The following is a 25,617-nucleotide window of genomic DNA, read 5'->3' as shown; positions in this document are numbered from 1 at the left end:
CTGAATCCATAATCGACTCACACGGACAAGAAGGTGCTGTGTTGAATCCATAATCAACTCGGTCTTACAGGTCGGTGTATGGTCCAAGACACCTCGGTCGGCCCCCTCTCCCTCCGGGAGAGGGCTGGGGTGAGGGTAGGCTTTTAAGCTGTTATTTCCACCTCGCCCAAATGCCCGCCATACGGCCCAAAACTCCGCTCCACCATCCGCCGCCCCCCATCCGCCTGCACCACCAACGCCGTACTCGCCCGTGTCCCGTAACTCTGGCTGGCAATAAACACACTCGACAACAACATCTCCGTCGCCATCCCCACCCCGGTATCCGGCAGCTCAGCCGACGGCGCAACCTGCGCATCACTCAACAACCCCAACAACCGCTCAGGCGTCGGATCATCCAGCGCCGCACTCAACGCAGCCTTGGCCTTGAGCAACTTCGGCCACGGCGTATCCAACCCGGCATTGGATAACCCATAAACCCCAGGCTGCAACATCACCGGCTCCGACAACCGCGCATTGAAATGCCAAAGCTCATGACTGTTGCCGAGCAGCAGATTAAACCCGGCATATTCCGCCGAACGCCCGACCACCTCGCTCAAATAATCATCGATCGACGCATCACCCGTGAGAAACCGCGCCACCAGCTCCCCTCGCGACTTGCGCGCTGGCGCCTGCTGCGGGTCGCGAATATTGGTCAGCGCGGCAAAGCGGCCATTGGCGCCGATGCCGAGCCAGGTCCCGCCGGCTTCAAGATCACGCCCGGCATGCACGTGCGGCACCTCCGGCCACTGCGCCAGCGGCAGGCTGGGGCGCGCGTAAAACTCGTCACGGTTGGCCGCGACGATCAGCGGCTGGGCATGGCCCGGGCGCCAGGCAAAAACGATCAGGCACATAAGGTGGTCCTTGTGTGTTTTTTGCTCACTCTACGCATCCCGCGTCCGTGCATCCATCGCAAGTGGAGCAGAGGGGTGTGCATCCGTTACCATGCCGCTCCGGTTTTGCGGATGCGGTCTGGGGAGACGGTCATGGAATTTCTGCTCTATCTGGCGCTGGGCGCCTGTGCGGGCGTGCTGGCCGGACTGTTTGGCGTCGGCGGCGGGATCATCATCGTCCCGGTGCTGGTGTTCAGTTTCACCTTGCAGGGCTTTGATCAGTCGATCCTCACGCATCTGGCGGTCGGTACGTCGCTGGCGACGATCATCTTCACTTCGGTCAACGCCGTGCGTGAGCATCACCGCCGCGGTGCGGTACGCTGGCCGATCTTCATGTGGATGGCCGTCGGAATCCTGCTGGGTGCAGGTTTCGGCGCACTGACCGCCGAAGCGATTTCCGGCCCGCACCTGCAAAAGATCATCGGCGTGTTTGCCTTGATCATCTCGGTGCAACTGGCGCTGGACATCAAACCCAAGGCCAGCCGAACGGTGCCGGGTAAACTCGGTCTGACCGTGGCCGGCAGTGTGATCGGCTGGGCCTCGGCGATTTTCGGCGTCGGTGGCGGTTCGCTGACCGTGCCGTTCCTGACCTGGCGCAGCGTGCCGATGCAGCAAGCGGTGGCAACGTCATCGGCCTGCGGTCTGCCGATCGCCTTGGTCAGTGCATCAAGTTTCATGATTCTCGGCTGGCACGATCCGTTGTTGCCGGCCCATAGTCTCGGTTTTGTATATTTGCCGGCGTTGTTGGGCATCGCCCTGACCAGCATGGTCTTCGCCCGCATCGGCGCGCGATTGGCGCACAGATTGTCGCCGCGCTTGCTGAAACGGCTGTTCGCCGCTTTGCTGTTCAGCGTGGGTTTGAGCTTTCTGCTTTAACCGCGTCGCAATCCTGGCTTAATCCTGAGGTGGCAGCGTCGCCCGGGAATTTTGGTTTCAACTCTAACGAGGAGTCGCAATGCTGCCTTACCCGCAGATCGACCCGGTGGCCTTGGCCATCGGTCCGCTGAAAATCCACTGGTACGGTCTGATGTACCTGATCGGCATTGGCGGCGCGTGGCTGCTGGCGTCGCGTCGGCTCAACCGTTTCGACCCGACCTGGACCAAGGAGAAACTCTCCGACATGGTCTTCTGGATGTCGATGGGCGTGATCGTCGGCGGACGTCTCGGTTACGTGCTGTTCTACGATCTGAGCGCCTACCTGGCCAACCCGACGCTGATTTTCGAAGTGTGGAAGGGCGGCATGTCGTTCCACGGCGGCTTTATCGGTGTAATGCTGGCCGCGTTGTGGTTCGGCAAGCGCAATGGCAAGTCATTCTTCCAGTTGATGGACTTCGTCGCACCGATGGTGCCGATTGGTCTGGGCGCCGGGCGCATCGGTAACTTCATCAACGCCGAGTTGTGGGGTAAAGCCACCGACGTGCCGTGGGCGATGGTCTTCCCGCCGTTCAGCGATCCGGCGCAACTGCCGCGTCACCCGTCGCAGCTGTATCAGTTCGCGCTCGAAGGCGTGGCGCTGTTCCTGATCCTGTGGATTTTCTCGCGCAAGCCGCGTCCGACCATGGCCGTATCGGGCATGTTCGCGCTGTTCTACGGCATCTTCCGTTTCATCGTCGAATTCGTTCGCGTGCCGGATGCGCAACTGGGCTACTTGGCCTGGAACTGGCTGACCATGGGCCAGGTGCTCTGCGTGCCGATGATCGTCGGCGGGCTGTTCCTGATCTGGCTGGCCTATCGTCGCGCACCGGCAGCACCGCTCGCGCCGACGGCTTAAACTACGAACCCCGGCGCGCGACGCCGGGGCTCAAAGGACACAGGTAACTCATGAAGCAATATCTCGAACTGGTCTCGCACGTCATTCAGAACGGCAGCAAACAGGCCAACCGCACCGGCATCAACACCATCAGCTTCCCGGGTGCGATGCTGCGTTTCGATCTGCAGGAAGGTTTCCCGGCGATCACCACGCGCAAAATGGCCTTCAAATCGGCCATCGGCGAGATGTGCGGTTTCCTCCGTGGCGTCAATAACGCCGCTGAATTCCGTGCGCTGGGCTGCAAGGTCTGGGACCAGAACGCCAACGAAAACGCGCAGTGGCTGGCCAACCCGTTCCGTCAGGGCGACGACGACCTCGGCGAAATCTACGGCGTGCAATGGCGCAAATGGCCGGCGTACAAGCAGATCCCGCTGAGCAACACCGCCGCCATCGAACAAACCCTGAGCAACGGCTACAAGCAGATCGCTCAAGGCGAAGAAGACGGCCAGGCCTACGTGGTGCTGTACAAAGCCATCGATCAGGTGCGCCAGTGCGTCGACACGATCATCAAGGATCCGGGCAGCCGTCGCATCCTGTTCCACGGCTGGAACGTCGCTCAGCTGGATGAAATGGCCCTGCCGCCATGCCACCTGCTGTATCAGTTCCATCCGAACGTCGAGACCAAAGAGATTTCACTGACCCTCTACATTCGTTCGAATGATCTGGGTCTGGGCACGCCGTTCAACCTCACCGAAGGCGCCGCGCTGCTGAGCCTGATCGGTCGCCTGACCGGCTACACGCCGCGCTGGTTCACCTATTTCATCGGTGATGCGCACATCTACGAGAACCACCTGGACATGCTCAACGAACAGCTCAAGCGCGAGCCGTTCGCCATGCCTAAGCTGAAGATCTCGGATCGTGTGCCGGAGTTTGCCAAGACTGGCGTGTATCAGCCGGAATGGCTGGAGCTGGTGGAACCGAGCGATTTCTCGCTGGAAGGCTACGAACACCACGCGCCAATGACCGCACCAATGGCGGTCTGACAAACAATACGCAACACCCTTGTGTAGGAGCTGCCGCAGGCTGCGATCTTTTGATCTTGCTGTTTATAAGATCAAAAGATCGCAGCCTGCGGCAGCTCCTACAGAGTAGGTTGGATATCTTCAGATGCATTTTCCACTGTCATTTCTGACAGTAGCCGCCGTTCCGCGCCCCGTGATTAGCTGACGGCCTCCAAAGCGAGGTAATGGTCATGGCAGACGCAGGCGGTTTTTTCGATGGCGGCAATACTGACTCAGGTTTCTCGACAGAGACGGCACTGACAGCGACAGCAACGACATTACAGCCGCCACTGATCGCCTATTTCTATTTAAAGGAAAACCGTTATTTCGAGTTCGGTAAATCCGAGCCGGAAGGCGCTGTCATTCCCCTGGAAATCATTGGCCCGGGCTCGCCGTTTAGCAATTCGACGTATGCCATGCTGGACCCTTCCGCGCCGCAGATCAGCATTGGCGACATGCTTCGCGTGGAGTGGCTGCCATTGGACGGTTCCCCGCCGTTCCAATCAGCGGATGTCGTGGTCGACAGTAAAGATTACTGGATCCCGATTGCCATCCCGGACAGCGAGCTCAAGCGTTTGCAAGGTCTTGATGTCGAGGTGACTTTCTTTCACCTTCCGCAAGCCGGTGGTGCAAACCCTTCCCCCGCGCGGAAAGTCTTCGTCGCTTCAGAACTGGGCCGCAAGCCCGTGCTTAAGGTGGAAGGCGTGGTCAATGGAATGCTGGACGCTGCCGCGTTTCCTGATGGCATTACCGTAAGACTGGCGCCGATTGAGCACCTGCGCGCCTGTTACGGCATTGAAATTCTCTGGACGCAATCGCCGGATCATTGGGTCGAGCGTCAGCGCAGATTGGCTGTCAATCCAAAGCAGACCATAGAGTTTCATATCGCCCCTGAAGTTTATCTGCCGCATGTTGGCCAAAGCGTCACGGTTAAATACTTCATTTATCTGGGCGCTCGCCTGAGTCCCAATTTTTTCTGGGGCACGGGAGCCGCCACCGAGGTGAGTTTCGACGTGATCTAAACCCGTGTAGGAGCTGCCGCAGGCTGCGATCTTTTGATCTTTATGTTTATAAGATCAAAAGATCGCAGCCTGCGGCAGCTCCTACAGGGAGGGTATGTGGTTAGTGGCCGTGGCTGCGGCCTACGTGGGAGTGTTCGACTTCGGTTGCGACGACTCCGCCGCTGACCTCCAGTCGCTGCAAAATCCCGCACTGGTCGGCCATCGGCCCTTCGCCACAGCGTTGGCGCAGGTCGAGCAGTTGCGTCTGCAACGCCAACAATCCATCGATCCGCGCCTTCACATGCTGGATATGTTCGTCGATCAACGCATTGACGCTTTCGCATTGATCCTGCGGGCTGTCGCGCAAAGTCAGCAGGCTGCGAATCTCTTCGAGGGTCATGTCGAGGGTGCGGCAGTTGCGGATGAAGGTCAGGCGTTCGGCGTGCGCCTGGGTGTAGACGCGGTAGTTGCCGTCGCTGCGGGCCGGTTCCGGCAGGAGGTTTTCGCGCTCGTAATAGCGGATGGTTTCCACGGCGCAGTCGGTGAGTTTGGCCAGTTCTCCGATCTTCATGACGGCAATCTCCAAAAGGGTGCTTGACCCTATAGTGGCTACAGGGTCTTTACTTGGCAACAGGCACCTTCATGGACGCGACCAATGAGCGATTCCCAGCACACCCACAAGCCCGGCGACGGCCACGATCACAGTCATAAATTGCAGCCTGTGAATAAGCATTCACACGGCGGCGATTCTTGCTGCGGGTCGAAAGTCGCAGCGCCGGCACCGGTTCATGCGCACGAGGATTCCTGCTGCTCGTCGACAGCCGCCGCGCCTGCGTTGGTGCAACTGAGCGAAAAGACCAGCGCCGATGCGCGCCTGAGCAGTTTCCGCATCGAAGCGATGGACTGCCCGACCGAACAGACGCTGATCCAGAACAAGCTCGGCAAACTCGCCGGCGTGCAGCAGCTGGAATTCAATCTGATCAACCGTGTGCTCGGCGTGACCCACAATCTGCCCGGCACTGAGCCAATCACCGAGGCGATCAAATCCCTCGGCATGCACGCCGAGCCGCTGGAGGCGGGCGTCGAAGCGCCGGCCCCGGCGCCAGTGAAAAAACACTGGTGGCCGTTGGCGCTGTCCGGCATCGGCGCACTTGCCGCCGAAGTCATCCACTTCACCAACGCCGCACCCACCTGGGTGGTGGCGATCATCGCGCTGGTGTCGATCCTCAGCGGTGGCCTGACCACTTATAAAAAGGGCTGGATCGCCCTGAAGAACCGCAACCTCAACATCAACGCGCTGATGAGCATCGCCGTGACCGGTGCCATCCTCATCGGCCAGTGGCCGGAAGCGGCGATGGTGATGTTCCTGTTCACCGTCGCCGAGCTGATCGAAGCGCGTTCGCTGGACCGTGCGCGCAATGCGATCAGCGGCCTGATGCAGATGACACCGGAGCAAGCCACGGTGTTGCAGGCTGATGGCAGCTGGATTGAGCAAGACGTGAAAAGCGTCGAACTCGGCGCCCGCGTGCGGGTGAAGCCCGGCGAGCGCATCGCGTTGGATGGCGAAGTGGTCAGCGGCAGTTCGACCATCGACCAGGCGCCGATCACCGGGGAAAGCCTGCCGGTGGAAAAAACCGTCGGCGACAAGGTCTTCGCCGGCACCATCAATCAGGCCGGTTCGCTGGAGTACGCGGTTACCGCAGCGGCGAACAACTCGACCCTGGCGCGGATCATCCACGCCGTTGAACAGGCCCAAGGCGCACGCGCACCGACTCAGCGCTTCGTCGATCAGTTCTCGAAAATCTACACGCCCGTGGTGTTCGTCTTTGCCTTGGCCGTGGCGATCATTCCGCCGCTGTTCATGGGCGCCGTGTGGTTCGACTGGATCTACCGCGCGCTGGTGTTGCTGGTCGTTGCGTGCCCATGTGCACTGGTGATTTCCACCCCGGTGACCATCGTCAGCGGCCTCGCGGCAGCGGCGCGCAAAGGCATTCTGGTCAAGGGCGGCGTGTACCTGGAGGGCGGTTTCAAGCTCGATTATCTAGCACTGGATAAAACCGGGACGATCACCCACGGCAAACCGGTGCAGACCGATTACCTGTCCCTCGACGCGACGGCGGATGCCACGGCACCGGCCATCGCCGCTGCGTTGGCCGGACGCTCCGATCACCCGGTGTCGCTGGCCATTGCCAACGCCGCTGTGGATAAAAACTTCCAAGCGCTGATTGTGGATAACTTCGAAGCGCTGGGCGGGCGGGGCGTCAAAGGCGACATCAACGGCCAGACCTACCACTTGGGTAACCATCGTCTGGTCGAAGAGTTGGGCCTGTGCTCGCCGGCGCTGGAAGAAAAACTCTTCGCGCTGGAAAAGCAGGGCAAGTCCGTGGTGCTGCTGCTCGACGGCTCTGGCCCACTGGCACTCTTCGCCGTGGCCGACACCGTCAAGGAAACCAGCCGCGAAGCGATCCGCCAACTGCATGAACTCGGGGTGAAAACCCTGATGCTCACCGGTGATAACGTCCACACCGCTCAGGCGATTGCCGCGCAGGTCGGTATCGACGAGGCCCGTGGTGACTTGCTGCCGACCGACAAACTGCAAGCCATCGAAGACCTGTATGCACAGGGGCGGCGAGTCGGCATGGTCGGCGACGGCATCAACGATGCGCCGGCACTGGCTCGCGCCGAGATCGGTTTCGCCATGGCCGCTGCCGGCACCGATACGGCGATTGAAACAGCGGATGTCGCCCTGATGGACGACGATCTGCGCAAGATCCCCGCGTTCATCCGCCTGTCGCGCAATACCGCCAGTATCCTGAAACAGAACATCGCGCTGGCCCTGGTGATCAAAGCGATCTTTCTTGCGGTAACCTTCGCCGGACTCGCCACCATGTGGATGGCGGTGTTCGCTGACATGGGCGTGAGCCTGTTGGTGGTGTTCAACGGTTTGCGCTTGCTGCGCAAATAACGATGAGGGATGGTTGTGCTGAGTGCCGAGCTGAAAGCGTTTTACATGGTCGCCCGTCTGGGCAGCATCACGCTGGCGGCGAAAAAACTCGGCCTGAGTCAACCAACCGTGACCACGCAGATCCGCAATCTGGAAAGTCAGTATTCGGTGGAGCTGTTTTATCGCGGCGGCCGACGCTTGAGTGTCAGTGACGAAGGCGCGCGGCTGTTGCCGATGGTCAAGACGCTGTTGCAGCAGGAAGCTGACATCGAGTTTTTCCTGCGCAACAGCGGTCAGGTGCAGGGCACTTTGCGCATCGCCGCCACTGCGCCGTATTACATTCTCGACTTGGTAAAAACCTTTCGCGAGCGTCTGCCGCAGGTGGAAGTGTCGGTGGAAATCGGTAATTCGCAGCAGGTGCTGGAAGCGCTGGAGGACTATCGGGTGGACATTGCGGCGTCGTCGCAATTGCTCGATGACGCGCGGTTGATTCGTCGGGTGCTCGGTACTGATCCGCTGGTGCTGGCGGTGCATCGCAATCATCCGCTGGCGGCGCAGGAGCATGTCGCGTTGAGCGCGTTGGCCGGGCATACGCTGTTGATGCGTGAATCCGGTTCGACTACACGGCGGCTGACCGAAGAGTTGTTGGCGACTGCCGGGGTGAGTTACGGCCCGTTGCTGGAGATTGGCAGCCGCGAGTCGATCCGTGAGGCGGTGCTGCGCAATATCGGCATCAGCATTATTGCCCGGCAGGAAGTGCCGCATGATCCGCAGTTGCGCGTGCTGACGATCGAGAATGCGCCGCAGATTCCTGAGTATCTGTATTGCCTAAAAGAGCGCAAGGGCGCGCGGTTGCCGGCGGCGTTTCTCGGTTTGGCCCAAGAGATGTCCCCGGCCTGAGATCTTCAGTGTCCGAGGAGACCTCTTCGCGAGCAGGCTCGCTCCCACATTGGATTTGTGTTGTGAATGCTATTCCCTGTGGGAGCGAGCTTGCTCGCGAAGGCGTCAGCCCAGGCAACACACAATCTGAACCAAAATCCCCGAATATATTGTCGGCTCTGCGCTCATGTAAACCTCGCGGTTAAATCGCGCCGCCTCAGTTGCGCGATACCCGCGATACCCGCATAGCGCGAGGTGCTGGACTGTTTTTCAGATGTACGAATCGATATCCAGCGTATGGGGTGAGCCCACAGTATGGCCGTAGATCGAAGTCAACAGTCGGTCGTCACTTCTGCTGACCGGCGCCATGGCCAACTGCTCGACGACTCTGTTTTCCGCATGGGCAAGCCAGCGCGACAGGCTTGCAGATAACTGTTCAGGCTGAGTCGAAAGCGATCCGTAGACTTTCTGTTCGGTGGTGCGCTCGCGCTGCAATTTTTGCAGCCGCTCGACTGTCACCTGTATCCGGTCGATCTCAAGGTTTAGCGCTACGTTGATTTTTTCATCATTGCGAACGGAAGCGTCGGGGCGTGTTTGCCCACGCTTCTGCCGCAACTGCGCGGTGATGCTCACCAGTGCTGTTTGTACCCATTTGAACTCCGCGTCACTCACGATGGAGCGGTTCTCCGTGTGCGCTTCCTGCCAGCGTTTCAGCGTTGCCCAGCACGCCGGAATGTAGCTGCCGACCATCGAGTGGCTGCCGGCACTGAACAGTTGAGCCAGCAACGAAGGTCGATCCGGCAGGCCGTTTTGTTGCTGGATGGCCACCGAGCAGGCGGCATGCTGGGCAACGGTGTCGCAACCGGGCTGCCACAGGATCATGGACTTTTCCTTGCGATCAAACTGCACCTGCATCGCGTGGTACAGCGTGCCGTGATGATCGTAGGGTTCGCCGGTCCAGTTGGTGATGCCGGCGACAAATACCGACAGGCCAACGGGCACGTTGACGAAGGTCAGCGCTGCGCCCGTGCCGAAAACACCCGCTTTGGTGTTCATCCAGGTGCCCGGCACACTCGGCACGGGGTCGTTATGGGCGACCATGCGGTGATGTTCCAAGTCTTTTGCGCCGAGGGTGAAATTCGCGTCACCGGCGCGGGGGGCGCCGTAGGTGTAGAGCTGGATGTTGTAGCCTTCCGGTCTTCGACGAAGCATTTCCGCGAGCAGCAATGCCACTGCACCCCCGAGGCTGTGGCCGCAGATTAGTAGTTTTTGACCGGCGTAGAACCTGTCGAGGTATCTCGCGACGAAATCGTAGGCTTTCTGCGCAGCCTCGTAGAAACCACGGTGGACCTTGCTGTCGGTGTCTTCGAACGGCACTTGGAAGGCGTCCGCGTCACGCAGTCCGTCCGCGATGAGTTCATAGGTGCCACGTACTGAAATCAGGATCAACTCGTCGTGGTGGGTGATGAAGGCTTGGGTATCGGTGGACTGTTTACCTGAGATCCTGTCGTCGAAGAAATGGATCTTGGCGGGGTGCTCCTGATCTACACCCAGTTGCGGATCATTTGCCGAATAGAGACATGGGTCGAAAGGCACGATCTCCAGTCGCCTGGAATACGGCACATCTTCAAAAAGCGGGTAATGCGCATTTGTCTGCGTTGCATCGACTTTCCCAAGCTCTTCGAATTTGGCCAGTGCATCCCCGAACCAGTTACCCACAGTGGGTTTCACCGGGAAGCTTACGGTTTCTGTTTCGACGGGATGTTTATCCGGCTCCTGACCAAAGGGGCAATAGCTCAGGGTGGACATCAGCGCCAGTTGATAGAGGTTCAACACGCAGAACCCAGGGTCGATTGACAGCATGGGGCGCAAGGCCCGCATCGGGCGCACCTCCAGCACCGTGTGCTGTAGCGGCATCAGGGCAACCCCGCGTTCATAATGCTTGCCCATGATTTTTCCCGGCCCGGACCCGGGCGGGTAATGGCTGTAAACCTGCGGTGGCAGATGCGAAACATGCTTGACCAGATGGCGAACTTCCACTTGAAAGAATTCACCGGCGCAGGTTTGTGCGGGGTTTTCTTTGGTGCGAGTGGAGTTGTGTTTCAAGTAGCGGGTTTGTTCGGCACGGACTTGGAGTTCAGTGATTTTGAGGGGGTAATGGGATCTTGCCTGCAAGAAAGCATAAATCTTGTCATCGCCTTGGTAATCCTGATCGACAGTGAGTGCTACCGGTCCCGCAAAATGCTCAGCAACTGTGCCTGCGCCTTCGCCATCCAGATTGCCTTCGTACCTCCTCCCTTCGGAATCGGTTACGACGTAGGCCAGCCCGGCATAGGGTTCACCAGAACCAAACTCGTCGACCAATTGAAAGCTGCTCCATCGACCTTGCGCGGGACACGCCAAGACACGGCTGCTTAGCGGCGATTCCAGTTCTTTTTCCATTGACGTCATGTCGAAACCTCCTTATTCCGTACAACCGGGGTAGATGGTGCATTGCCGGCCGTCTGGCATTTGAAAGCCGCTGAAGTCTTTGTAATTGCCAAAGCAGAACGCGTATTGGTCCTCGAAGTTATCCCCCATACAGCGCTTCCAGCCATTCGGAACTTTGACCCACGTATCTCCGATAGCGGGCCTGTCTTCGTCAGCCAATTTGATGTGCATCCTCACGGTCTTACCCGCTAGTTGCTCTGGGGTATAAGCCGCGGAAGGCTTGCCTCGTTTCAGCTCGCCCTGAGCACCAATAGTCTTGCAATCGAGAAGTTTTCTGAGAATTCGGGGCTTGCCGGAGGTGCGAAACAGCTGTTGGCATTCACCAAAGAAGGTACTTTCGCCCGCTTCGTTAAAAACACTTTTGTGCTCGTCTTTCACTTCATCCCGAATGAATACCCTGGCGCTGTCGGCACCAAAGTCACCCCGGGCTTTACCGTATGTCGCATAGATATCCAGCTCGACGCGGCGGATCACCAGCGGGCAACCGCTGACTGTTCTGCGCAGGGCTATCTCGGAGTTTGGCTGATAATTTTCACGCCATTTCCGGTTGTAACCAACCCCAGTCCCTCGTCCGCCCGGCACGCTGCAGGTTTCACCTTTGGCTGGCACATACACTGCGATGGCCTCATAGCTGAAGTTGGGCGGCATATCGGCGGTAAAGGTGAACGTATTCGGCTTGCTGCTGGCGCAGCCTGCGACGCCGACAAAGCAACAGCCCAAAACGGCGCTTTTAAACAGGGGATACAAACTAGTCATTCGGTATGTCCTTATTCCGTACAACCGGGGTAAATGGTGCATTGCCGGCCGTCTGGCATTTGAAAGGTGCTGAAGTCGGTGTAATTGCCGTTGCAGTAACCACGTTGGTCTTGAAAGCCTCTGCCTAAGCAGCGCTTCCAGCCGTTCGGAACTTTGACCCACGTATCTCCCCAGCCGGGTCTTTCCTCGTCAGCCAATTTGATGTGCATCCTTACGGTCTTACCCGCTAGTTGCTCTGGGGTATAAGCCGCAGAAGGCTTGCCTCGTTTCAGCTCGCCCTGAGCATCAATAGTTTTGCAATCGAGAAGTTTTCTGAGAATTCGGGGCTTGCCGGAGGTGCGAAACAGCTGTTGGCATTCACCAAAGAAGGTACTTTCGCCCGCTTCGTTAAAAACACTTTTGTGCTCGTCTTTCACTTCATCCCGAATAAATACCATGGCGCTGTCGGCGCCAAAATCACTCCAGTCTTTACCGTAGACTGCATAGATATCCAACTCGACGCGGCGGATCACCAGCGGGCAACCGCTGACTGTTCTGCGCAGGGCGATCTCGGAGTTTGGCTGATAGTTTTCACGCCATTTCCGGTTGTAACCAACCCCAGTCCCTCTTCCGCCCGGCACAGTGCAGGTTTCACCTTTGGCTGGCACATACACTGCGATGGCCTCATAGCTAAAGTTAGGCGGCATATCAGCGGTAAAGGTGAACGTATTCGGTTTGCTGCTGGCGCAGCCTGCGACGCCGATGTAGCAACAGCCCAAAACGGCGCTTCTAAACAGGGGATACAAACTAGTCATCAGGTATGTCCTTATTCCGTACAACCGGGGTAGATGGTGCATTGCCGGCCGTCTGGCATTTGAAAGGTGCTGAAGTCGGTGTAATTGCCGTTGCAGTAACCACGTTGGTCTTCAAACCCCTTGCCTAGGCAGCGCTTCCAGCCGTTCGGAACTTTGACCCACGTATCTCCCCAGCCGGGTCTTTCCTCGTCAGCCAATTTGATGTGCATCCTCACGGTCTTACCCGGCAGTTGATCGAGGGTGTACGCGGCAAACGGCCGACCACGCGCCGGCTCGCCCTGTGCATCGATGTTTTTGCAATCGAGGAGTTTGACGATGCGTCTTTTTGACCCCGCAGTGCGAAACATCCATTGGCACTGCCCGTAGAAGGCACTTTCGCCAGCTTCGTTGAAGGTGCGTTTGTCTAGTTCCTCCACTTCATCGCGGACGACGACAATGGCTGCATGCGCACCAAAATCCCCCCGGTCTTTTCCGTAAGTCGCATACATCTCCAGCTCGATGCGACTGATCACCAACGGGCAACCGCTACGGGTTCTGCGGATGATGATTTCAGCATCGGGTTTGTACTCCGTCCGCCACTTGTCGTTGAACACGGGCGCCAAGTTGTTCTTCGTTGCAACGGTGCAGGTTTCACCCTTGGCAGGCACGTAATACACCGCCGCGACGTATGAAAAGTCGGGCGGCATATCAGCGGTAAAGGTGAACGTATTCGGCGGACTGCTGGCGCAGCCTGCGAGTGACGCAAGACAGCCACCCAGGCTTGCAATACGAAGCAGGTGTTTCACGAGGCGGCGTCTCCTTGGCAGAATGCGGTGGCCTGACGCACCCGCTCGAAATGTTCGTCCGGCGTTTCGCCTGGGCGAACCTGCCAATCCGGCGCCAACGTACAGCCCTGCGCTCGCAGGCTTTGGGTCAACAGAAACTCCAGCTGCTCCGGCGCCAGCCATCCCCACGTCTCTGCCTGCGCCAGTCGGTCGCGCAGCCAAGTGTCAGGGTCATGTTGTTCGGCAAGTTGCGCATAGGCCCGAACATGCTCCGCCAGCAGGTAGCGATGTGCATTGGTCAGGCGAATATCAGCGGCGTGTTGTTCAGGCGCTGGCACTTGGTGCCACAGCGGCTGCGCCGGCACGGGATAGCTGGCGGGGGCGGGGTTATTTGTGCTTTCCCAGCGCGTGCCCTGCCAATAGCACACGCTGATCGCTGGTCCGAGAAAGGCCGGATACGCTTCCTCGGGCAGATGCGCGAGTGCACGATCCAGCACGCGGTTATCGTGAAAGCGATACAGCGCCTGATGTGGCCGCGCTCCGATGATCAGCCGTGCCTGCCAATGCTTGACCAGACTGTTCAAATCGCCTTTTTGAATGCTGGCAAACCAGCCCCAGTTACGTTGCGCGCTTTTCAGCAGTTCCTGGATGCGGGTGTCATCAGGCTGATTGAAGGTGAAGACAAACGGCCCGGCATCAGCCAGATCGGCGACCGACGTGTCGTTATAGACGCTCAGGTAGTCGTCGAACTGGCAGGTTGTCAGGAGCGACTGGCGCATATCACGCTCGCTCTCTGCGTTCAGAACGATGCACAACGTGTGGCCCAGTCTCTGTTGTTCCCTCATCCACCGGCGCGCTGGCGAGTCAGTCATGCGGCGGCTCCCAGGGGCAGGCAAATCCCCTCGCGACAGGCTTCGCAGATTGGGCAGAAGTCCGATCCCATGGCATTGCTGACGGTCATCAATTGGTTTTGGCTGAGTGCGATCATGGCCGGCAATTCTGCGGGCACCGCCAAGGCAGCGTTGGCGCCCGGCATTGACAATGCGGCAGTGGAACCCGCCACCGGGACACCACCGATCTGTATTTCACTGCTGCTGAAAATGCCAGCGTGGCCGATCACGATGTGCTGCCCACCTGCTTTCAGGCTGATGCTCGCGCCGGCATCCAGCGTCAGGTGCGCGCCCGCCTTGATGTGCACTTGCTGGCCGGCCTCAACGACCAGCGTTTGGTCGACTCGTGTCTGGCTATTGCTCGCGACGTGGAGATAGTCATTGGCCTTGAGCTGCACTTTGCGGTCGGCAGTGATGGTTCGGTGTTCTTCGGCTTCCAGCACGGTAATGCTGTTGCCCTTGATGGTTTCCCGGCGTTCGTTGCCTACCTCCAGGCGACTGTCGTTTTCGACCTTTTGCTCCATGTCGCGTTGGGCACGCAGGTAAATCAGCTCTTGGCCGGCTCGATCTTCAATGTGCAATTCGTTGAATCCACCATTGTCCGGCGAACTGCGAGAGCGAAAAATGCTGCGGGTTTTGTGCGCGGGCAATTCGTAGGGCACGGGGTTGGCGCTGTTGGCCAGACACCCACTGATCACGGGTTGATCAGGATCGCCTTCAAGGAAACTGACCAGTACCTCCATGCCCACCCTCGGGATGGTCACGCTGCCATGGGCGTTGCCAGCCCAATTGGACGACACGCGCAACCAGCAGCTGCTGTTGTCGTCATTGCGACCCTCGCGGTCCCAAAAAAATTGCGCTTTGACCCTGCCCCATGGATCGCAGTGAATTTCCTCGCCTTTCGGGCCGGTGACTACGGCGGTCTGGCTGCCCAGCACTCGCGGCTTTTGGTAATGGTGTGGCGGACGGTAGAAAACGTCCCAAGGGATCGCGACGAACTGATTTCGATAGCCTTGAACAAAATCACTTTCATGAGCGGACGCTTCGCTGGTGAGACTTTCTTCCAGCACTTGCGGCTGTTTACACTCGTGGCGTACTTCGGTGAGCAACCACAGATCATTCCACTCCGTGCGCGAATGCTCGGTCATCTCCAGAAAGTGCCCGGATACCAGCGCTTGCTGATCACTTTTTCCTTCGGCCTGGCGAAAGTCGGCACGGTGGCGTTCCATTGCTCGTTTGGTTAAAGATTTGCCACGCTCACGGAGGGTAAAACGGCCAGGGTAGGCGTAATCCTCCAGGTCAGGTTGTGTCTGAATGGCCTGAGGTTCGTAACGGGACTCCAGCAGAATACGGGCCTTTTCGAAGTCGTAGTCACGGCGGGTTGTGCGGCTTGTGCGCGCTTCAATTCGCAGGTCGAATTGTTTGATTACCGATCTCTCGGCAACCATCCCGCTGTTCTGTTTGTAGGGGGTTGGCTGGTCAAGCTTGGGGAACACGGTTTGATCGTCACCAAATACTATCTGGTGTTTCTCTCGACTGTGCCGAAAGTGGTAATGAATACCTTCCTCTTGGCAAAGCCTTTGGATGAAGTGCAAATCTGACTCGTCGTACTGCACGCAGTATTCACGATCTGGATAAACGGAACCCAACTGAAACAGATGAAAGTTGCGATGGATGCCGTGTTCTTCCAGCACTTGCGCAATGATTTGCGGCACTGTGGTCTGTTGAAAAATACGTTGGTTCTTTCTGTGCCCCAAATAAGCGATCCGTGGGACAAGCGTAATGCTGTAACGAGTCAGGCGCTTGCTGGAGTCGCCTTGCGCGACGCGATGGATTTGTCCGTGGATACCGTTGTGACCTTCATTGAATGCCAGAAACGCTTGTTTATGCAGCAGGCTTTCAAGGTCGAGATTCGGCCTCTCGCTGACCAGCACCACATCGAAGGCATAGGGCGTGCTTATCGCTTCTCGACCGCTGAACTCGAGGACTTGAAGATCGTGCTCCAAACCTTCAATGATCAGTTTGGAACGGGTGAGAGGGTTAGGGCTATGCATCCATTGTTCCTTCGACGGTAACTGTGGCTATTTGTATCTGAACGTGTTGATTCAGAGGCAATGACCGAAAGCTAACAAATGCATCGAAGTAAAAATGTAGGAGGCATCTTTTAAGGTTGAAGGAAAAAACTGTGATTATTTATAGGGTTCGGATATCACTTCACCGACGTCATTGCGAGACTGGTAGTCCTGACATGTTTGTAGGTCAAATACGACAGATAAATCGTAAGTTGATTTTTGCAAATTAAACTCATGTAGTTGTATGCGTTTAAATTCTGTTGACCTTCCTGAGTATCTTTATTGCCTGAAAGAAAGGAAGGGCGCGCGGTTGCCGGCGGCGTTTCTCGGCTTGGCCCAAGAGATGTCCCCGGCCTAGCATATGATCGTTCCCACGCTCCGCGTGGGAATGCCTCTACGGACGCTCCGCGTTCGGCTTTTGGGACGCAGAGCGTCCCGGGCTGCATTCCCACGCAGAGCGTGGGAACGATCTTTGGTGAACCCAAATCCCCGAATACCACTATCAACAGTTTTTGCCTCGTTGCCACATGACGGACGCATTACAACTCTAGGATTGGCCCCATCTGCTTGATGAGGTCTGTCCATGAATCCTGCCATCGCAACTGCCCTGACCAACCCCGGTGCGCCGATGAAAGTGCGCGGCGTGCAGAAACGCTTCGGCGCTTTCACCGCCCTGGATAATGTGTCCCTCGACGTCGCCGCCGGTGAACTGGTGTGCCTGCTCGGCCCCTCGGGCTGCGGCAAGACCACCTTGCTGCGCTGCATCGCCGGCCTGGAAAAACAGGACAGCGGCGAGCTGTACCTCGGTGACCGCGACGTCTCGCACCTCGCCCCGCAGGCTCGCGATTACGGGATTCTGTTCCAGTCCTACGCGCTGTTTCCCAATCTGACTGTCGAGGCGAACATTGCCTACGGCCTCGCCGGCAGCGGTCGCGACGAAGTGCGCCGTCGCGTCGGGCAGATGCTGGAACTGGTCGGCCTCACCGGTAGCGAGAAAAAGTACCCCGGCCAGCTGTCCGGCGGCCAGCAGCAACGTGTGGCGCTGGCCCGCGCTTTGGCGCCGGCACCGTCGCTGCTGTTGCTCGATGAGCCGATGTCGGCCCTCGACGCCCGCGTCCGCGAGCATCTGTGCACCGAGCTGCGCCAGCTGCAACGCAACCTCGGCATCACCACCCTGATGGTCACGCACAATCAGGACGAAGCCATGCTGATGGCCGACCGCATCGCCGTGATGAACAATGGCCGCGTCGAGCAGTACGCCACCCCGCAGGAAATCTACAACCGCCCGGCCACGCCGTTCGTGGCCGAGTTTGTCGGGCAGGGCAACTGGCTGCCGTTCCAGCGCAGCAGCGACAGTCACGCACAGGTTGGCGGGATGAACCTGCGCCTCAGCGACGGCAGCATCCAGCGCGCCTCGGGCCGTTTGTTCTGCCGCCCGGAAGCGATCAACGTCAATCCACCGGTGCATGAAGAAAACCTGTTCCCGGCCAAAGTCCGCGAAATCACCTTCCTCGGCAACCGCTGCCGCATGAGTTTCGAACTCGATCAACTGCCGGGCCACGCCTTGCTCGCCGAACTCGCCCCGGAAGCCATGCCGCGCCTCGGTGCCCAGCAGATCATGGTCGCCTTGCCGCCGCGCAGCCTGCAGGTGTTTGCCTGATGAACAGCAACCTCGCGCTGCCGCTACCGCACAAGCAGGTGCGACAGTCCTCGAAAGCCGAGATCGGCGACCGCATTTTTGTTGTCGGCGGCAAACTTCTCCTGTTGGTGTTGCTCGGCGTCGCGGTGTTGCTGCCGTTGCTGGCGATCTTCTGGCGTGGTTTCAGCAGTGAAGCCGGGCAGGGCGGTGGCTGGGTCGCGGCGAAGGAGTTGGTGACCAGCGAGAATTTCCATTGGCTGCTCGGCAACAGTCTGAAAGTTTCCCTCAGCGTTGCGGCCATCGTCGTACCGCTGGCCTACCTGTTTGCCTACGCGCTGCAACGCACGCTGATTCCGGCGAAAGGTATCTGGCGCGGCATTTCCCTGCTGCCGCTGATGGCGCCGTCGATGCTGCCGGGGATTGCACTGGTCTATCTGTTCGGCAACCAGGGCATGTTGCGCGGGCTGGTTTCGGACAACATCTACGGGTTCTGGGGGATTGTGCTGGGCGAGGTGATCTACACCTTCCCGCATGCGCTGATGATTTTGCTCTCGGCGCTGTCGCTGGCCGATGCACGATTGTTCGATGCTGCGTCGAGCATGGGCGCCAGTCCGGCCAAGGCGTTTCGCAGCATCACCTGGCCGGCAACGCGTCAGGCTGTGTTCGCCGCGTTCTGTCTGGTGTTCACCCTGACCATCACCGATTTCGGTGTGCCGGTGGTGGTCGGTGGCGACTACCAAGTGCTGGCGCTGGAAGCCTACAAAGCCGTGGTCGGTCAACAGCAATTCGGTCGCGGCGCATTGATCGGCATGGTGCTGTTGCTGCCGGCGCTGTTCAGCTTTGGCGTCGACGCCTGGCTGCGTCGGCGTCACGGCGACTCCATGAGCGGTCGGGCGCAGGTATTCAAACCGGCGCCGTCGAAACTGCGCGACGGCTGCTATCTGGCGATTGTGTTGCTGATCAGCGCGGCGTTGATTCTGGTGTTCGGCATGGCGGTGTTCTCGTCGCTGGTGAAGTTCTGGCCGTACAACCTGTCGCTGTCGCTCAACCACTACCAGTTCAACGAAACCGCCGGCGGTGGCTGGCTGGCTTACAGCAACAGTTTGAAAATGGCGCTGGGCACGGCGTTGATCGGCAGCGTGCTGATTTTCACCGGTGCTTATCTGATGGAGAAAACCCGCGATCAACGCGGCCTCAACCTGGCGTTGCGCATGCTCAGCTTTGTGCCGATGGCGGTGCCGGGGCTGGTGCTCGGCTTGGGTTACGTTTTCTTCTTCAACCTCAGCGGCAACCCGCTGCACGTGTTGTACGGGACGATGACGCTGCTGATCGTCTGCACCATTGCGCACTACCTGACCACCGCGCAGATGACCGCGACCACTGCGCTGCGTCAGCTCGACGCCGAGTTTGAAGCCGCCGCGCTGTCGCTGAAGGCGCCGTTGTACCGCCATTACCTGCGCGTCACCGTGCCGATTTGCCTGCCGGCGCTGCTCGACATCGTCCGCTACCTGTTCGTCTCGGCGATGACCACCGTGTCGGCAGCGATCTTCCTCTACAGCCCCGACACCATCCTTGCGGCGGTCGCGGTGCTGAACATGGATGACGCCGGCAACGTCGGCGGCGCGGCGGCGATGTCGACCCTGATTCTGTTCACCTCGGCGGGCGTGTCCTTGCTGCTGGCGTGGGCTTCGCGCGGCTTGCTGCGCCGTTCTCAAGCCTGGCGGCAAACCGCGCCCGGTCACTGATTCACACCCTCAACTCAAAAGACAGGATACCGATCATGTTCAAGCCTATGGCCCTGGCCGCTGCTGTGCTCGCTACTTTCAGCCTGAATGCCTTCGCGGCAAAAACCGAGTTGACGGTGTACACCGCCCTCGAAGCCGAGCAACTGACCGCATACAAAGCCGCGTTCGAAAAGGCTAACCCAGACGTCGAGATCAAATGGGTGCGTGATTCCACCGGGATCATCACCGCCAAACTGCTCGCCGAAAAGGCCCGTCCGCAGGCTGATGCGGTATGGGGCCTGGCGGCTTCGAGCCTGGCGATCCTCGATCAGCAAGGCATGCTGCAAAGCTATGCGCCAAAGGATCTCGGCAAGATCGGCGCGAACTACCGCGACGCCGCCAACCCGCCAGCGTGGGTCGGTATGGACGTCTGGGCTGCGACCATTTGCTTCAACACCGTTGAAGCCGAGAAGCAGGGTTTGAGCAAACCGGTGAGCTGGCAGGATCTGACCAAGCCTGAGTACAAAGGCAAGATCGTCATGCCGAATCCGGCGTCGTCCGGCACTGGCTTCCTCGACGTCAGCGCCTGGCTGCAAACCTTCGGCGAGAAGCAGGGCTGGGCCTACATGGACGGCTTGCACCAGAACATCGGCCAGTACGTTCACTCCGGCTCCAAGCCTTGCAAACTGGCAGCGGCGGGCGAGTTCCCGATTGGTATTTCTTTTGAATACCCGGCGGTACAGCTGAAGCGTCAGGGCGCGCCGCTGGACATCATCCTGCCGAAGGAAGGTCTGGGCTGGGAGATCGAAGCGACCGCGGTGATCAAAGGCACGCCGCATGAAGACGCGGCGAAGAAACTGGCTGACTTCTCTGCCAGCGCTGAGGCGATGGATCTGTACAAGGAGAACTTCGCTGTTCTCGCACAGCCGGGGATTGCCAAGCCGCAGACTGAATTGCCGGCCGATTACGAGCAGCGTCTGATCAAGAACGACTTTGCCTGGGCTTCGAAGAATCGCGACGAGATCCTGACCGAGTGGCGCAAGCGCTATGACGGCAAATCCGAAAAAGTCGCCGCCAAGTAAGATCTTTATCGACTGACAGGGCCCCTTCGCGAGCAAGCCCGCTCCCACATTGGATCGTGTGCAGCACACAATTCTCTGTGGGGGCTGACACATTGGATCTTCTATGGACACAAATGCTGTGGGCACAAAAAATCCCCTGTGGGAGCGGGCTTGCTCGCGAAAGCAGCCTCTCATTCAGAGCACCTCTAAATGACACAACACAAAGACCTGTTGATCGTAGGCGCCGGCATTCTCGGCCTGTCCCACGCCTACGCCGCCGCCAAACGTGGTCTCAAAGTCGCTGTTTTCGAACGCACCGCCACGCCGCTCGGCGCTTCGGTGCGCAACTTCGGTCAAGCCCTGGTCACCGGCCAGCCACCCGGCCCGATGCTGGAGCTTGCGAAAGCCAGCCGCGAGATCTGGGGCGACTGGGCGCAACTCGCCGGCCTGCAAATCAAGCGCAACGGCTCTTATCTTTTCGCCAGAACCGAAGCCGAAGAACATCTGCTCGAAACCTTCTGTGCCGGCCGCGCGGTGGAACACGGCTACAACGTCGAACTGCTGCGCGGCGCTGCATTGCGCGATCTGTACAACGGCCAGTTCAGCCACCACCGCGCTGCTCTTCATGGCCTCGACGATCAACAGCTGTACTCGCGTGAAGCGATCCCGGCGCTGATCGACTATCTGCGCCGCGACCTCGGCGTCGAGTTTCACTTCTCCACGCTGGTGCGTGACGTTGAACCTGGTCGCTTGCACAGCACCGCAGGCAGTTTTACCGGCAAACAGATCATCGTCTGCTCCGGTCACGATTATCAGACGTTGCTGGCCGAGCCAATTGCCGCTCTCGACCCGCAAATCTGCCGCCTGCAAATGCTCCGCGGCAAACCGCAGATCGATCTCAATCTGCAACACGCCTTGCTCACCGGCCTGAGCTGCGTGCACTACGGTGCCTTCGCCGATCTGCCGGAAGCGGCGGCGGTGCAGGCGCAGATCCTCCGCGAACAACCGCACCTGCACGACAACGGCATCCACCTGCTGATAAGCCCGACGCCCTATGGCGAACTGATCATCGGCGACTCGCACCACTACGGCAGCGACCCTTCACCGTTCAACGCCGAGCAGGTCGATAACTGGATGCTCGAACTCGCCGAGCAGACGCTGGGCTGCAAGGTGCAAGTGGTCGAGCGCTGGCAGGGCGTCTATGGTTCTCGGGGGCCGGGGCCGTTTTCGTTGCTGCGTCCGGCAGCGGGCCTGAGCGTGGCGCTGATGCACACCGGCGTCGGCATGAGCGTTGGCCCGGCGATGGCCGAGCGCAACATTGCGCAATTACTGGGGGAAGTTTGATGACAGGTCACGAGCAAGTGGTTGCCCGCGTGTTCGGGTTGTATGAACGCTTCGGCACCAGCGATTACATCGGCGAACCGGTGTCGCAGATCGAACACATGTCTCAGGCCGCAGAACTGGCGATAGCCGAAGGCTTTGATGATGAAGTGGTGTTGGCGGCGTTCTTTCATGACATCGGTCATTTGTGTGCCGAAGGCGCAGAGAACATGGGCGGTTATGGTGTGGTCAGCCATGAACGCCTCGGCGCGGATTATTTGCGTGAGGCGGGATTCAGCGAACGCATGGCGCGGTTGGTGGAATATCACGTGCAGGCCAAGCGGTATCTGACGTTGCGTGAGCCGGGGTATTTCGAGCGCTTGAGTGAGGCTAGTCGGCGGACACTGGCGTATCAGGGTGGGGTGATGACGGAGGCGGAGGCAGATGTGTTTGAGCGGGATCCGTTGTGTGCGGTCAGCCTGCGCATGCGCCAGTGGGATGAGTTGGCCAAGGAGATGGCGGTGCCGGTGATTGATTTGGCTCTGCTGAAGCGCAAGGCTGAGGTTTTGTTGTCGGGTGCGTGATCGTTGCCCTCACCCCAACCCTCTCCCGGAGGGAGAGGGAGCCTACGGAGTTGTTCTCAGGTGATACATCGACCTGAAATATCCAGCCGAGCTCAGGTTTCGAAAAGCCAGAAGATCTGCTCCCTTCCCCCTCTACCCCTTGGGGGAGAGGGCTGGGGTGAGGGGGTAGCGATCTAAAGCTCAAGCACCCGAGCAACCAACGCCTCAATCTGCTCCTGCCGCTCCGCCTGATTCAACTTCGCCTGCGGATTGAGCGACGACCACTGCGGATGCGCCCGCGCCTTGTTCAGCGCCTCCGGCAATTTGCCCTCGCGCCAGGTCTTGTCCTGCGGTGTCGCCACCTGAATGCTGTCCATCGCCGCATGCCCGCGCTGATCCAGCGCCAACACCAACTGCCGCTGGCGCAGCGCCAACAGCCGCAACACCCCGTCATCCACCGTCAACTCACGCTGCCCTTTGATCTTGCCCAGTAGCCGACTGCCATAACTGCGCGCCGTTTGTAGCGCGCCACCGGCAATCGCGCCGGCCAATGCCGCCGCGCCGAGGGTGATCCCGCCGACCAGCAAATCCACACCAGCCCCGGCCGCCGCGCCCGCAGCAATACCGCCGCCGACCCGAACACCGAGTTGTTTGAGGGTTTCCGGGTTGAACAGGTCATCACCCCAACGCCCATCGAGCAACGGCAAATCACTCGCCGCCGCGTCCTGCGGACGAAACGCATACAGCTTGAGCAGCGCCTCAACACACTTCTGCTCACGCTGGCGCACAGCCTTGCGCAGTTCGCTGATGGCTTGCTGTTCCTGTTCGGCTTCGCTGACCACACTGCGCCGACAAGCCGCACAGTCGATCAACAATTCAGCAATCAAACGCGCCGCACTTTGCTGCCGCGCAAGGCGCTGGGCCTGCTGATCAGCAATCAATCGCTCCAGTTGCGGCCGGGCGTTTTCCAGCAGCAGCGCAAGACTTTCGTACAGTCGTCGCTCGCCATCCTCCGGCGGCGCCACACTGTCGAAACGCACTAGCGCATGCAGCCCGAGCCGCGCCAACGCCTCACGCCAATCCGGTTCACGATGATTGGCACTGCTGACGAAATTCAGTACCGGCAGCAGCGGTTTGCCGCAACTGGCGAGCACTTCCAGTTCATCGCGATACTTGGCCAGCACCGGTTCGCGCGCATCGATCACGTACAACCCGGCGTCGGAGGCGAGCAGTTGCCGCAGCACTTTCGCCTCCTGCTCGAAACGCTGGCGCGCCTCGCTGCCGTCGAGAAACCGCGCCAGTCGCGCCGGGCCATCGAGGCGTTCGCCGGGGCGTTCCAGACGTTCGAGAAAGTCGAGCAGCGCGATGGCGTCTTCCAATCCCGGCGTGTCATAGAGGTCGAGCAGCGGCTCGCCGTCCACCGACAACCGCGCGCCTTCGACATGCCGCGTGGTGCTCGGGCGATGGGAGACTTCGCCGAAACCGACATCGCGGGTCAGCGTGCGCAGCAGCGAAGTCTTACCGACGTTGGTGTGGCCGACCACCGCAAGTTTCAGCGGCGCTTTCCAGGCATCAGTCATGACCCGTCTCCAACCAGTTCAACGGCGCGCAATCGGCAAACTTCAGATCAAGCTGTTGCAGCGCGACGTGCCAGTCGCCGAGGCGTTCGGCATCCAGTGCTTCACCGGGCGGCGCTTGCAGCAGCCAGACGCGGGTTTCACCCGAACTGCGCGCCAGTTCGGCGATCAAAGCGAGGCTGCCGCGATCCGGTGAGCGTCGTGGATCGCAAGCAATCGCCAGACGTGCGGGCGGAAAGCGGCTCAGTTGTTCAAGTAGTTTGTGGCGTGATTCGCGGCTGTCGAGGATGCCGGCGTTGCTGACGTTCTCCGGCAACGCGGGTGGCCATGGACGCTGTTCATCGAGTTCGATGGCCACCAGCAGCGCACCTTCGCTGGCGAGTTCGCCGACGCTGCTTTCTACGCGATGCAGTTGCGCCGGCTCCGGGTCATTGACGCCGAGGCGTTCGCTGGTCGGCATCAGGCGTTCACGCAATTGCGCGTAGCCGGGCAGGTTCAGGTCCAGACGCAGCGCGGTTTTACCGCTGTTCCAGCGCCAGAAACACAACAGCGTCAGCAGCAGACGCGGCAGCACGCCGTACACCACCAACACGCCAACCAGCCAGGTCGCCCATGCCTGGCGGGCGCTTTCGATGTTCAGTGCAGCGTCGCCGCTGGCGCGGATCATCGCCACCGTCGGTACGTTGAAACCGAGCAGCGACGGCAGATAGCCGAGCGCATGAGTGACGTGGATAAAGGTGTCGGCGCTGAGAATCGTGGTTTCCCAGACGAAGCCGTAGCGCCGGGTCGCCATCAGCGTCAGCAGCAGAATCAGCGCGCTGAGCATCGCCAACAGCCACAAGCCGTTGACCAGCGTACCGAGTGCCCAGCGATTGAGTTTCTTGCGTTGCAGCATCAGCAGCAGGGCGGGCGCCAGTTGCGCGGCTTTGGCATCGCGGGCCATTTTTTCGCTGAGCCATAACCACAATCGTCCGAGGGTGGCGCCGTGTTCGCCGGCGAAGATCAAGCCCAGCAACCAGCTCAGCAGCAGAATCAGGTTCAGCCCGAGCAGACTGCCCAAGGCCCAGAACACATTGACCGGCGTCTGGCCGAGTGCGGCGAAGGCCAGACCGGCGCCGCTCAGCACCGCGAAGATCATCAGCAACACCAGCGCCAGACGCGCGCCTTGCAGCCAGTGTTTGAGTGCAGATGTCAGACCGTCTCGCTCGGCCAGCCACAACGCCCGGCGTTGAATGCGGCTCGGCAGATCGCCGCCAGCGGTGCGCGCCAGTCGATTGGCTTCCAGATCTTCCAGCGGGCCGGCGTGTTCTTCGCGCAGGCGCACGGTCTCGGTGAGCCAGAGGTTTTGCAGTGGAGTCAGTTCAGTCACGCGGCATCCCGTCGCTTAATCCAGCGCTGAGCAT

Annotated in this window: 21 protein-coding genes and 1 pseudogene; 12 read left to right on the top strand and 10 right to left on the bottom strand. The window is 59.6% G+C overall.

The features are described from left to right. Positions 1 to 143 precede the first annotated feature (143 nt). Positions 144 to 890 carry an NRDE family protein gene (locus C2E19_RS28165; RefSeq protein ID WP_129395950.1) on the bottom strand — a complete coding sequence of 249 codons (747 nt, stop codon included), beginning with the start codon at positions 888 to 890 and terminating at the stop codon, positions 144 to 146. Positions 891 to 1,022: 132 nt separating this feature from the next. On the opposite strand from C2E19_RS28165, the gene C2E19_RS28160 reads away from it, so the two are divergent. The 4 genes from C2E19_RS28160 (at position 1,023) to C2E19_RS28145 (ending at position 4,762) form a co-directional block, all read left to right on the top strand. Then, positions 1,023 to 1,805 carry a sulfite exporter TauE/SafE family protein gene (locus C2E19_RS28160; protein ID WP_129395949.1) on the top strand — a complete coding sequence of 261 codons (783 nt, stop codon included), beginning with the start codon at positions 1,023 to 1,025 and terminating at the stop codon, positions 1,803 to 1,805. Between the two features lie 79 nt (positions 1,806 to 1,884). Further along, positions 1,885 to 2,700 (top strand): prolipoprotein diacylglyceryl transferase, encoded by an 816-nt coding sequence (gene lgt, locus C2E19_RS28155; RefSeq protein WP_007913003.1) that lies wholly within the window; start codon positions 1,885 to 1,887, stop codon positions 2,698 to 2,700. Positions 2,701 to 2,750: 50 nt separating this feature from the next. Beyond that, the gene (locus C2E19_RS28150; RefSeq protein ID WP_129395948.1) at positions 2,751 to 3,722 is read left to right on the top strand and encodes a thymidylate synthase; all 972 of its coding nucleotides are present in this window, start codon (positions 2,751 to 2,753) and stop codon (positions 3,720 to 3,722) included. 209 nt (positions 3,723 to 3,931) lie between these two features. Further along, complete coding sequence (locus C2E19_RS28145; RefSeq protein ID WP_129395947.1) at positions 3,932 to 4,762, top strand: hypothetical protein; 831 nt, start codon at positions 3,932 to 3,934, stop codon at positions 4,760 to 4,762. A 100-nt stretch (positions 4,763 to 4,862) separates the two neighbouring features. Here the strand turns inward: C2E19_RS28145 and cadR are convergent, their stop codons facing one another. Continuing rightward, positions 4,863 to 5,312: a Cd(II)/Pb(II)-responsive transcriptional regulator gene (gene cadR, locus C2E19_RS28140; protein WP_034153703.1), complete on the bottom strand. Its 450-nt coding sequence runs from the start codon at positions 5,310 to 5,312 to the stop codon at positions 4,863 to 4,865. A gap of 84 nt (positions 5,313 to 5,396) precedes the next feature. Here cadR and C2E19_RS28135 point away from each other — a divergent pair, with 84 nt between their 5' ends. Beyond that, positions 5,397 to 7,706 (top strand): heavy metal translocating P-type ATPase, encoded by a 2,310-nt coding sequence (locus C2E19_RS28135; protein WP_129395946.1) that lies wholly within the window; start codon positions 5,397 to 5,399, stop codon positions 7,704 to 7,706. Between the two features lie 15 nt (positions 7,707 to 7,721). Continuing rightward, complete coding sequence (locus tag C2E19_RS28130) at positions 7,722 to 8,585, top strand: LysR family transcriptional regulator (RefSeq protein WP_129396185.1); 864 nt, start codon at positions 7,722 to 7,724, stop codon at positions 8,583 to 8,585. A gap of 249 nt (positions 8,586 to 8,834) precedes the next feature. Here the strand turns inward: C2E19_RS28130 and C2E19_RS28125 are convergent, their stop codons facing one another. From C2E19_RS28125 to C2E19_RS28100, 6 genes are read right to left on the bottom strand one after another with little or no spacing between them, the layout of a single operon-like run. Further along, positions 8,835 to 11,015 (bottom strand): lipase family protein, encoded by a 2,181-nt coding sequence (locus C2E19_RS28125; protein ID WP_129395945.1) that lies wholly within the window; start codon positions 11,013 to 11,015, stop codon positions 8,835 to 8,837. A gap of 12 nt (positions 11,016 to 11,027) precedes the next feature. Further along, positions 11,028 to 11,810, bottom strand: a complete 783-nt coding sequence (locus C2E19_RS28120; protein WP_129395944.1) for a hypothetical protein — start codon at positions 11,808 to 11,810, stop codon at positions 11,028 to 11,030. 11 nt (positions 11,811 to 11,821) lie between these two features. Further along, positions 11,822 to 12,604, bottom strand: coding sequence for a hypothetical protein (locus tag C2E19_RS28115; RefSeq protein WP_129395943.1), 783 nt, complete (start codon positions 12,602 to 12,604; stop codon positions 11,822 to 11,824). An 11-nt stretch (positions 12,605 to 12,615) separates the two neighbouring features. Beyond that, positions 12,616 to 13,389 (bottom strand): hypothetical protein, encoded by a 774-nt coding sequence (locus tag C2E19_RS28110; protein WP_129395942.1) that lies wholly within the window; start codon positions 13,387 to 13,389, stop codon positions 12,616 to 12,618. Continuing rightward, positions 13,386 to 14,213 carry a DUF4123 domain-containing protein gene (locus C2E19_RS28105; protein WP_372238491.1) on the bottom strand — a complete coding sequence of 276 codons (828 nt, stop codon included), beginning with the start codon at positions 14,211 to 14,213 and terminating at the stop codon, positions 13,386 to 13,388. The genes C2E19_RS28110 and C2E19_RS28105 overlap by 4 nt, the downstream gene beginning before the upstream one ends. A gap of 23 nt (positions 14,214 to 14,236) precedes the next feature. Next, positions 14,237 to 16,312: a type VI secretion system tip protein VgrG gene (locus C2E19_RS28100; protein WP_129395940.1), complete on the bottom strand. Its 2,076-nt coding sequence runs from the start codon at positions 16,310 to 16,312 to the stop codon at positions 14,237 to 14,239. A gap of 271 nt (positions 16,313 to 16,583) precedes the next feature. On the opposite strand from C2E19_RS28100, the pseudogene C2E19_RS28095 reads away from it, so the two are divergent. The 6 genes and pseudogenes from C2E19_RS28095 to C2E19_RS28070 form a co-directional block, all read left to right on the top strand. Beyond that, positions 16,584 to 16,688, top strand: a pseudogene (locus C2E19_RS28095) (LysR family transcriptional regulator); the annotation flags it as partial. Positions 16,689 to 16,913: 225 nt separating this feature from the next. Next, complete coding sequence (locus tag C2E19_RS28090) at positions 16,914 to 17,990, top strand: putative 2-aminoethylphosphonate ABC transporter ATP-binding protein (protein ID WP_129395939.1); 1,077 nt, start codon at positions 16,914 to 16,916, stop codon at positions 17,988 to 17,990. Further along, complete coding sequence (locus C2E19_RS28085; RefSeq protein ID WP_129395938.1) at positions 17,990 to 19,714, top strand: putative 2-aminoethylphosphonate ABC transporter permease subunit; 1,725 nt, start codon at positions 17,990 to 17,992, stop codon at positions 19,712 to 19,714. Before C2E19_RS28090 ends, C2E19_RS28085 begins: the two co-directional genes overlap by 1 nt. A 35-nt stretch (positions 19,715 to 19,749) precedes the next feature. After that, positions 19,750 to 20,775 (top strand): putative 2-aminoethylphosphonate ABC transporter substrate-binding protein, encoded by a 1,026-nt coding sequence (locus tag C2E19_RS28080; RefSeq protein ID WP_041063660.1) that lies wholly within the window; start codon positions 19,750 to 19,752, stop codon positions 20,773 to 20,775. 189 nt (positions 20,776 to 20,964) lie between these two features. After that, the gene (locus C2E19_RS28075; RefSeq protein WP_129395937.1) at positions 20,965 to 22,098 is read left to right on the top strand and encodes a TIGR03364 family FAD-dependent oxidoreductase; all 1,134 of its coding nucleotides are present in this window, start codon (positions 20,965 to 20,967) and stop codon (positions 22,096 to 22,098) included. Beyond that, positions 22,098 to 22,658, top strand: a complete 561-nt coding sequence (locus C2E19_RS28070; protein ID WP_129395936.1) for a phosphonate degradation HD-domain oxygenase — start codon at positions 22,098 to 22,100, stop codon at positions 22,656 to 22,658. The genes C2E19_RS28075 and C2E19_RS28070 overlap by 1 nt, the downstream gene beginning before the upstream one ends. Before the next feature lie 173 nt (positions 22,659 to 22,831). On the opposite strand, the gene C2E19_RS28065 is transcribed toward C2E19_RS28070, so the two are convergent. Together C2E19_RS28065 and C2E19_RS28060 are read right to left on the bottom strand one after the other, a co-directional pair. Then, positions 22,832 to 24,217 (bottom strand): GTPase/DUF3482 domain-containing protein, encoded by a 1,386-nt coding sequence (locus tag C2E19_RS28065; RefSeq protein WP_129395935.1) that lies wholly within the window; start codon positions 24,215 to 24,217, stop codon positions 22,832 to 22,834. Further along, on the bottom strand, positions 24,210 to 25,583 hold the full coding sequence (locus C2E19_RS28060) for a DUF2868 domain-containing protein (RefSeq protein WP_129395934.1): 1,374 nt from the start codon (positions 25,581 to 25,583) through the stop codon (positions 24,210 to 24,212). The genes C2E19_RS28065 and C2E19_RS28060 overlap by 8 nt, the downstream gene beginning before the upstream one ends. Between the last annotated feature and the right edge of the window lie 34 nt (positions 25,584 to 25,617).

The organism is Pseudomonas sp. DTU12.3, assembly GCF_004124275.1.
In the GTDB taxonomy this organism is placed as follows: Bacteria; Pseudomonadota; Gammaproteobacteria; order Pseudomonadales; family Pseudomonadaceae; genus Aquipseudomonas; species Aquipseudomonas helmanticensis.
This window is presented reverse-complemented; position numbering and strand designations above follow the sequence as displayed.

Bases quoted from the DNA above. Each gene is read 5' to 3' on its own strand.
- C2E19_RS28165 (WP_129395950.1), bottom strand. From the start codon at position 890: ATGTGCCTGATCGTTTTTGCCTGGCGCCCGGGCCATGCCCAGCCGCTG.
- C2E19_RS28160 (WP_129395949.1), top strand. From the start codon at position 1,023: ATGGAATTTCTGCTCTATCTGGCGCTGGGCGCCTGTGCGGGCGTGCTG.
- lgt (WP_007913003.1), top strand. From the start codon at position 1,885: ATGCTGCCTTACCCGCAGATCGACCCGGTGGCCTTGGCCATCGGTCCG.
- C2E19_RS28150 (WP_129395948.1), top strand. From the start codon at position 2,751: ATGAAGCAATATCTCGAACTGGTCTCGCACGTCATTCAGAACGGCAGC.
- C2E19_RS28145 (WP_129395947.1), top strand. From the start codon at position 3,932: ATGGCAGACGCAGGCGGTTTTTTCGATGGCGGCAATACTGACTCAGGT.
- cadR (WP_034153703.1), bottom strand. From the start codon at position 5,312: ATGAAGATCGGAGAACTGGCCAAACTCACCGACTGCGCCGTGGAAACC.
- C2E19_RS28135 (WP_129395946.1), top strand. From the start codon at position 5,397: ATGAGCGATTCCCAGCACACCCACAAGCCCGGCGACGGCCACGATCAC.
- C2E19_RS28125 (WP_129395945.1), bottom strand. From the start codon at position 11,015: ATGACGTCAATGGAAAAAGAACTGGAATCGCCGCTAAGCAGCCGTGTC.
- C2E19_RS28120 (WP_129395944.1), bottom strand. From the start codon at position 11,810: ATGACTAGTTTGTATCCCCTGTTTAAAAGCGCCGTTTTGGGCTGTTGC.
- C2E19_RS28115 (WP_129395943.1), bottom strand. From the start codon at position 12,604: ATGACTAGTTTGTATCCCCTGTTTAGAAGCGCCGTTTTGGGCTGTTGC.
- C2E19_RS28105 (WP_372238491.1), bottom strand. From the start codon at position 14,213: ATGAGGGAACAACAGAGACTGGGCCACACGTTGTGCATCGTTCTGAAC.
- C2E19_RS28100 (WP_129395940.1), bottom strand. From the start codon at position 16,312: ATGCATAGCCCTAACCCTCTCACCCGTTCCAAACTGATCATTGAAGGT.
- C2E19_RS28090 (WP_129395939.1), top strand. From the start codon at position 16,914: ATGAATCCTGCCATCGCAACTGCCCTGACCAACCCCGGTGCGCCGATG.
- C2E19_RS28085 (WP_129395938.1), top strand. From the start codon at position 17,990: ATGAACAGCAACCTCGCGCTGCCGCTACCGCACAAGCAGGTGCGACAG.
- C2E19_RS28080 (WP_041063660.1), top strand. From the start codon at position 19,750: ATGTTCAAGCCTATGGCCCTGGCCGCTGCTGTGCTCGCTACTTTCAGC.
- C2E19_RS28075 (WP_129395937.1), top strand. From the start codon at position 20,965: ATGACACAACACAAAGACCTGTTGATCGTAGGCGCCGGCATTCTCGGC.
- C2E19_RS28070 (WP_129395936.1), top strand. From the start codon at position 22,098: ATGACAGGTCACGAGCAAGTGGTTGCCCGCGTGTTCGGGTTGTATGAA.
- C2E19_RS28065 (WP_129395935.1), bottom strand. From the start codon at position 24,217: ATGACTGATGCCTGGAAAGCGCCGCTGAAACTTGCGGTGGTCGGCCAC.